At 45.1% G+C, this 1,881-nt stretch carries 4 protein-coding genes; all 4 read left to right on the top strand.

Going from position 1 to position 1,881, the window contains the following annotated elements:
* A partial coding sequence (locus PSE7429_RS26465) for a hypothetical protein (RefSeq protein ID WP_009629746.1) occupies window positions 1-270 on the top strand: 270 nt, incomplete at its 5' end.
* Between the two features lie 104 nt (window positions 271-374).
* Window positions 375-791 carry a Rho termination factor N-terminal domain-containing protein gene (locus PSE7429_RS22700; RefSeq protein ID WP_009629745.1) on the top strand — a complete coding sequence of 139 codons (417 nt, stop codon included), beginning with the start codon at window positions 375-377 and terminating at the stop codon, window positions 789-791.
* A 141-nt stretch (window positions 792-932) separates the two neighbouring features.
* Complete coding sequence (locus tag PSE7429_RS22695; RefSeq protein WP_009629744.1) at window positions 933-1,373, top strand: hypothetical protein; 441 nt, start codon at window positions 933-935, stop codon at window positions 1,371-1,373.
* 77 nt (window positions 1,374-1,450) lie between these two features.
* The coding region (locus PSE7429_RS22690) for a hypothetical protein (RefSeq protein ID WP_009629743.1) at window positions 1,451-1,881 on the top strand (431 nt) is incomplete at its 3' end.

The raw sequence follows: 1,881 nt of genomic DNA, 5'->3' as shown, positions 1-1,881 counted from the left end.
CAAATCAAAGACCTGCTTCTCGACGCAGTACAAGCAAGCGTACAGGAACTAGGAGAATACCTCGCTCAGCATCCAGACCAAATCTCAAAAGTAGATCCGAGCATCGTGGAAATGCTGACCTATGCCGAGTACTTCGTCAAAGCCGCCATGAACGAATACACCACAGACCCGCAACATTGCCGTGAAGTTGCGACAAGACATCTCGAAACTCTGTCCGAAGACTATCCCCAGATCTTCTCTAAAAAAAATGCAGCAAGAGAATTGAACTAAACATCAATCTAGCGATCGCGCTTAAATTCGAGTGAACTGACAAAGATCTCGCTTACCGATTCCCCAACCAGCATTGAAGAAAATCAACCAATATTAGGAAAACAATGAAGCCACCAACAATTTTCAAGATCGCAGTTGAAGCTCTTATAACCATGAGCCTGATAGCATTACTGGGATTATTGACCGCACTAACCTATGCCCTACTATCATTTCTAGGGGCTGAACCCACTGATCAATCACTGCTGACTTCTCAGACAGAAACACCTGAAGTCACAGTCAAGAATCTAACAGCCCCAAACCCAGTGCTACCAGATGCAACAGTAGCATTACCCTCAGCAAAAGCAGCCCCGAAACTGAAAGCTATGGTAAAGGAAGTAAAGACTGAAATCATTGCCGAAGTCGCTACCAAGCCCCTCACGAAAATGACCGTTCAAGAACTAAGACCCTTAGCCAAAGAACGCAAAATCCCTAACTGGCGAAAACTGAAGAAGAAGGAATTGATTTTCTATCTAACCGCCTAGATTAAAAGAGCAAGCTCGTCAATGCAGATATCTATCAAAGAATGAAATCTGCATTGACAAGCAAGAGAAGTAAGAAGAACGCTAGCGCGTAAAGTCCGCGAACGATTGTCCACAAAAAATTAAAGTCAGGAGACTAAAAACATGGCACGTCAACTAAGATTCGATACCCCAGAAGAACTTGCCGATAAAATCATCGATAAATTGAGTCAAGAAGAACTGCACGTAACCACTAGAGCCTTGATTGTCCATATCAATGAACAAATCCCCGTCAAGGAACTGGAAAAGATGGTCGCAGATAGCAACGCAGTGGTTGAAACATCTCGCAAACCCAAAACCCGTAAACCACAAGTCAGCACAGACAAGATGTGGCTGTACCAAGCAAAGAAGGGATGGGCTTTAGCAAACATCAACCTGCCCATTGAGAAAGTGATCCAACGCTTGCAGAACCATTATGGCTGCAAGATTCTGGCAACCAGAGAAGGCAAGATCAACTTTCTACCATCCAAACCCACCACCATTGACGAACTGCAAAAGAATGGATTTGTCGTTTATCGCCAAGACCTAAACAAGAAAGCAGCCTAGTCCATCCACAACTACCAAAAGCAACTAGATCCAACGATTTGGATCTAGTTGCTAAATTACTTTGAGAGCATAAACAGATGCTAACGATCGCTAAGACCAACCTCGCCACAGGAGAGATCGTCGATAACGAGATCCAATTTCGGGACACCCTTCTTGAAGCCATGCATCCAGACATCAACCTCAGTATTGGCAACATTTCCAGCTACTTACAAAAGATCGCCAAAGCCGAAAGCATCGCTAAAACCAGTAAATCCCCCAGCAAGCGCAGCACCGCCGCCAAAAGCATTGGACCTCTGAAGAAACAAGCGATCGCCGCCTTAAGCAAAGGGATGGGTAAATACCAACTAGCAGGAGCATCGGGAGCCAGAAAGCACGGAGACTTCTTCTTCAGTCAAGGACTAAACCCCTTCGCCACCTATTTCCCCAGTGCGATGGGACAAATCAATTACGGCTCGATCCTGATGACCGAATGCCTGAAAATCTATAGCATCGAAGGAGTGACTATCCT

This window comes from Pseudanabaena biceps PCC 7429 (assembly GCF_000332215.1).
Lineage (GTDB): Bacteria > Cyanobacteriota > Cyanobacteriia > Pseudanabaenales > Pseudanabaenaceae > Pseudanabaena > Pseudanabaena biceps.
Note: the sequence above shows the minus strand (reverse complement) of the source record. Positions and strands in the feature narration are given on the sequence as shown.

Bases quoted from the DNA above. Each gene is read 5' to 3' on its own strand.
- PSE7429_RS22700 (WP_009629745.1), top strand. From the start codon at position 375: ATGAAGCCACCAACAATTTTCAAGATCGCAGTTGAAGCTCTTATAACC.
- PSE7429_RS22695 (WP_009629744.1), top strand. From the start codon at position 933: ATGGCACGTCAACTAAGATTCGATACCCCAGAAGAACTTGCCGATAAA.